The 984-nt window shown below is 46.5% G+C and carries 1 pseudogene; it reads left to right on the top strand.

Annotated features, from left to right (window positions below):
* Positions 1-984, top strand: a pseudogene (locus R7E00_RS23135) (protein BatD); the annotation flags it as partial.

Raw genomic sequence — 984 nt, 5'->3', positions numbered from 1 at the left:
GGAGCAATCTTTCCGCTTAACCGCAGAACAACCGGGAACATTCACGCTCCTTGGCCCACAACTGACTGGATCTTATATCTATGGCGATAGTCTGACGGGCTCAACCAAGATCATGCCGATCAGCACAAAAGTGGAGCAAATGCCAATAACGGTAAAAGCCATACCTAGTGAGTTTAAAGGCAGTTGGTTACCCGCATCGGCACTGCAAATGACTCAGAGCTGGCAAGACGATCAAGGCAATACGCTATCCGCCAATACGGTAAATAACGTGAAACAAGGTTCGTCTATTACTCGTACCATTCAAATCAAAGCTCGCGGTACACAAGCCGAATACTTACCGCGTATTACTATGGATTACCCAAACTCCTTACGCGTTTACCCTGAACAGCCTCAATTCGACACAGCAAGAGATGGCACGGTAATCATGACGGTAAAACAAGTGCTGATCCCAACAGAAGCAGGCGAATTCACGCTGCCAGGCTACGCACTGAATTGGTGGGACAGTAAAAGCGATGAAGCAAAGCAGGCAAACTTGTCTGAGCTAAAACTGAATGTGGAACAAAGCGATGCAGGCTTGATTACCTTACCTGAAAACGCGCTTCCTATACCAACCGTTTCAAATGCAGCTCCTGCCCAACAAAATGGCGTCGATAAACTTTGGCAAACGCTCACTTTTGTTTTTGCAGGCTTGTGGATTCTTACATCCGCAATTGCATTCGTAATTTGGAAAAAGCGTCCTGTTGCTTCCACAGAACCATTGTCAGCATCAGAAAAACCACTTTGCGTTGAAGCGTTGAAACGCATCATTAATGAAGGCGACGAAGCGAAAATCGAACGCTCAGTAAACGAGTACTTGAGTACCCATCGTGACCGACTAAATCCCGAAGATGTTCAAGCGGTCAAACTCGAACTCGATGCCATGAACAGAGCACGTTTTAGTCCAAATCAACAGCCATGGAGTCACAAAGCCCTGTTGGAGAAAGT

Origin of the sequence: Vibrio sp. Vb1755 (genome assembly GCF_033338635.1) — a bacterium.
Taxonomy (GTDB): domain Bacteria; phylum Pseudomonadota; class Gammaproteobacteria; order Enterobacterales; family Vibrionaceae; genus Vibrio; species Vibrio alginolyticus.
The sequence above is the reverse complement of the archived record's forward strand: the minus strand, read 5'-3'. Positions and strand labels throughout refer to the sequence as shown.